General features: G+C 35.0%; 2 protein-coding genes and 2 tRNA genes. 1 reads left to right on the top strand and 3 read right to left on the bottom strand.

The genetic code is table 11. The annotated features are described in order from the left end of the window. Window positions 1-633 precede the first annotated feature (633 nt). Complete coding sequence (locus tag H6A27_RS13940; RefSeq protein ID WP_204509114.1) at window positions 634-2,271, top strand: recombinase family protein; 1,638 nt, start codon at window positions 634-636, stop codon at window positions 2,269-2,271. On the opposite strand, the gene H6A27_RS13935 is transcribed toward H6A27_RS13940, so the two are convergent. The 3 genes from H6A27_RS13935 to argH all read right to left on the bottom strand — a co-directional run bounded on the left by H6A27_RS13935 (window position 2,234) and on the right by argH (window position 3,904). Further along, window positions 2,234-2,318 (bottom strand) — tRNA-Leu (locus H6A27_RS13935). The genes H6A27_RS13940 and H6A27_RS13935 overlap by 38 nt on opposite strands. An 18-nt stretch (window positions 2,319-2,336) precedes the next feature. Beyond that, window positions 2,337-2,409: transfer RNA gene (locus tag H6A27_RS13930), tRNA-Gly, on the bottom strand. Window positions 2,410-2,563: 154 nt separating this feature from the next. Next, entirely contained in the window at window positions 2,564-3,904 is a 1,341-nt protein-coding gene (argH, locus tag H6A27_RS13925; protein WP_204403463.1) for an argininosuccinate lyase, read from the bottom strand. Window positions 3,905-4,050 lie beyond the last annotated feature (146 nt).

Here is a 4,050-nt window from a genome sequence, read left to right as displayed (position 1 = left end):
TAGTTATGAGTAGGGCCATTATGATACCCTTTCTCAAGTTTGAGGCGATCAGCCTCACTCAATTCAAGCACTTTTATATGTTTCATGATTCAATTTCTAAAATATCATGTGACAATATTAATAATTTATGCTGAATATAAAAATATTTTAGATCACTTACTTATTAAATAAAATAAACTATCTGAGAAGGATAGAGAATATTAACAACCTAAATCATAATAATATAGAGGATAATATAAATAAAATAATTGATGAAGATTATGATGAAGCGATTAATAATGCAGAGAACGAAATAGAAAAAGAAGAAATAAAAAAAAGGAAAAGATTATTTATCATTTATCTCTTATGAAGAAATAGATAACTTCCTGAATCCCAGGAGAATACAAAAGAAAGAATCTATTTCAGTGAAAAAATTATAATCACAATAATTTAACTATTCCTGTTGATTAAAATTTATCATATTTGCACGATGGAAAAATTAAATATAGAAACAATTCAAGAAAATAGGGATTTCCAAAATATAAGTGATAAAGAGGCATTATTAATCATAGACACACTATATGATTATTCTGTATCTTGCTTTGCCACATATAAAAAATATCAATTATTGAGTAACAATTAAATTCTAACTATATGAATGAAACATTAGAATTAAAATCTTTCGCAAAAGGTCAAAAGAAGAAAGAAGAAATAAAAGGTGGAAATGCTATTATCTATACTCGTGTTAGTAGTAGTGAACAAGTTGATGGTCAAAGTCTGGAAGTCCAGCAAGACAAATGTAGGGAATATGCACAATCACATTCCTATACAGTGATAGCAGAGTTCGGAGGTACATACGAATCTGCAAAAAGCGACAAAGAGAGAAAAGAATTTAATCGAATGTTGGATTTCATTAAAAAATCCAACAAGAAAGGAAGTACAAAGAAAGTAGATGTTGTTATCGTATTCAGCACTTCAAGATTCAGCCGTACAGGAAGCACTACAATAATTGAAGAAGTAGAAGCAAGAGGAGCTTATGTAGTATCAGCTACATCAAGTTATGACCCACGCACAGCCGTTGGAAAATATATGCAGCTCATGGAACTTGCTAATGCAAGATATCAAAATGATGAGAAGCGAGCAACAACCATAGAAAATAGTATAAAAGCCCTATTAAAAGGACGTTGGATAGGAAAAGCACCAAGAGGATATGACCAAAGGACAACTAAGAAGGAACAAGTAATAACAATAAATGAAGAAGGAAAATTATTAAGAAAAGCATTCCTATGGAAAGCCAACAACAAATTAAGCAATGAAGAAATAAGAGTTAAATTAGCAAAAGAAGGACTTATTATATGCAAGCAGAAATTATCAGAGGTATTCAAGAACCCTTTCTACTGTGGTTACATGGCTCATAAGTTCTTACAAGGAGAAATAGTACAAGGGAATCATCCCCCTTTGGTATCTAAAGAAATATTCTTGAAGGTTAATAATGAATTATCAAAAAATCATAGTGGATATGAACAAAAGATAGATAAAGAATACGCACCATTAATAGGCAGTATCAAATGCCCTTGCTGCGGAGGTAATTTAACAGCAAGCATATCAACCAAAATGAGAAAGAAATTCGGTAGAACAGATATAGGATATTATGTCTGTAGCCGTAAGGGATGCAAATACAATAGTTCTACGAAGAAAGTACATGAATCATTTGAAGATGAATTAAATAAATACATTTTATCTGATAAAGTATCAGAACTACTAAAACTTCAATTAAAAATGACATTTGATAATATGAATAGAGAAAACAGAGACACCGCTCAATCAATACACGCAAATATTAAAAAGAAAGAAAAAGAGTTAAACCAAGTTGAAACAAACTACACTCTTTGTTCAGACGCAAAGAGACAAAACATTTTTGAAAAAGTAATAACAAGATTGGAACAAGAAATTAAGGATTTAAACACTGAATATATGAAATACGATACAGAAATATTGAACCTGGATAAATTCATAGATTACGCCTTTTCTATTAGACGTAACTTGTTCACACTATGGGAGTTACAAGGATTAGAAGGAAAAAGGAGACTCCAAAAATTAGTATTCCCGAACGGATTTTACTATGACAAAAATAATGAGCATATTGAACCTATCAGCATCAATTCATTCTTTGAGTTAAAGTACTCATATCCAACTATTTGCAATGGTATAAAAAAAGAGACAAACCGTCAAAATAACGATTTGTCCCGTAGAGTACTCGAAGCGGGACTTGAACCCGCACAGCTGCAATAGCCAAGGGATTTTAAGTCCCTCGTGTCTACCGATTCCACCATTCGAGCATCCTTTCAAAGAAAAAGAGCGGAAAACGAGACTCGAACTCGCGACCCTAACCTTGGCAAGGTTATGCTCTACCAACTGAGCTATTTCCGCGTTAACGGGTGCAAATGTATGGAGTTTTTTTATAACTTCCAAACATTTCGCCCGTTTTATTTCTAAAAAAGTCTGTCTAATGTGCTTCTAAACTTTTCAACACACTTCAAAAGAACATTTTAAGACATACTGACAACAAGACAGACACTAAATCTTATCTTCCAAGAAGTGATTTCTCGGCATTTTCAACTTTAGAAAAATCGAAACCTGAAACTACCTTATTCATAAGTTCTGTTATACGGTCGTTGCACAGATTACCTATACTTCCTTCGTGAGTGTGATGTACCTGCTTATTGTGAACAAATTTACCTGCTTCAATATCAAGCCCAACCTTCTTGTATGCATCACGGAACGGCATTCCTTCAGTAGCCAGACGATTAACTTCCTCTACACTGAATATATACAGATATTTATCATCGTCAAGAATATGTTCGTTCACGTAAATCTTGTCCATGATATATGTTGCCATCTGAAGACAATCCTTCAATTCTGAGAATGCAGGAAGGAATACTTCCTTTATTATCTGAAGATCGCGGAAGTAACCTGAAGGAAGATTGTTCATAATCATCATTATCTGCTGAGGCAATGCCTGTATCTTATTGCATTTAGCACGCGTAAGTTCGAACACATCAGGATTCTTCTTGTGAGGCATGATACTTGAACCTGTTGTACACTCGTCTGGCAATTTCACAAAACCAAAATTCTGACTGCTGAACATACAAGCATCGAAAGCCATCTTCGACAATGTTCCGGCTATTGACGCAAGAGCAAAAGCAACATTACGTTCCATCTTTCCACGTCCCATCTGAGCATAAACAACATTATAATTCATGGAATCAAATCCAAGCAGGCGCGTAGTCATTTCACGGTTCAAAGGGAATGATGACCCATAACCCGCAGCAGAGCCAAGTGGGTTACGGTTACACATCTTATAAGCCGCCTGAAGGAACATCATATCATCGACAAGGCTTTCAGCATAAGCGCCAAACCAAAGTCCGAATGATGAAGGCATGGCTATCTGCAAATGTGTGTATCCAGGCATCAATACATCCTTATACCTGTTACTTTGTGAGATAAGAATTTTGAACAGGTCTTCTACAGCCACAGCGATATCCTTTATCTGCGCACGGGTGAACAATTTCAAATCGACCAATACCTGGTCATTTCTTGAACGCCCGCTATGGATTTTCTTACCAACATCACCCAATTTTCTTGTAAGCATAAGTTCAACCTGAGAATGAACATCCTCAATACCGTCTTCTATAACGAAGTCGCCATTTTCAGCCGATGCATATATATTTTTTAATTCTTCAAGCAAGACCTTCAACTCATCAGACTTAAGCAGTCCGATACTCTCAAGCATAGTGATATGTGCCATAGATCCTAATACATCATGCTTAGCAAGATAAAGATCCATTTCACGATCACGTCCTACAGTGAAACGGTCAATTTCCTCGTTCACCTGCACACTTTTTTCCCAAAGTTTCTGAGCCATATTCCTGTTAGTTTTAAAGTTTGAACAAATCAATAAGGTAGGGTGTCCAGTTTAACGTTCCCAATTTAGCCTACATTTTTAAGCTGTTTGGTACGTTCTGTAACCCAGTTTATGGACATGTGCTTCTTTGCAAAAGCATCAATGTC

It is taken from the genome of Bacteroides caecigallinarum (assembly GCF_016902295.1).
In the GTDB taxonomy this organism is placed as follows: domain Bacteria; phylum Bacteroidota; class Bacteroidia; order Bacteroidales; family Bacteroidaceae; genus Phocaeicola; species Phocaeicola caecigallinarum_A.
Note: the sequence above shows the minus strand (reverse complement) of the source record. Positions and strands in the feature narration are given on the sequence as shown.

Coding starts and splice junctions, on each gene's coding strand:
- H6A27_RS13940 (WP_204509114.1), top strand. CDS start 634: ATGAATGAAACATTAGAATTAAAATCTTTCGCAAAAGGTCAAAAGAAG.
- argH (WP_204403463.1), bottom strand. CDS start 3,904: ATGGCTCAGAAACTTTGGGAAAAAAGTGTGCAGGTGAACGAGGAAATT.